1 protein-coding gene is annotated in these 274 nt (G+C 51.8%); it reads left to right on the forward strand.

Going from position 1 to position 274, the window contains the following annotated elements; all coding sequences use genetic code 11:
* Positions 1–274 (forward strand): hypothetical protein (locus AC0IW9_RS30840; RefSeq protein WP_471652112.1); only part of this gene is annotated, 274 nt, incomplete at both ends.

Here is a 274-nt window from a genome sequence, read left to right on the forward strand (position 1 = left end):
GGGTTGCTGTGTTGAGCTCTGCTATCTGGTTATTACACCCCTATTTCGTTTCGACTACTTTGTATGTCGTGCAGCGGATGACGGAATTGGCCGCACTCTTCATGTTCGCAGGCCTTGCCGGCTATCTTCATGGGCGAATGCTATTAGCGTCGAAGCCTAGAGCTAGCTACGTGTGGATGACACTGTCGGTCGGATTGGGGACGTTGGCGGCTGTTCTTAGTAAGGAAAATGGCGCACTCCTGCCTCTGTTAATCGTGGTGGTGGAGTTTTGTAG

The organism is Belnapia sp. AC561, assembly GCF_979252845.1.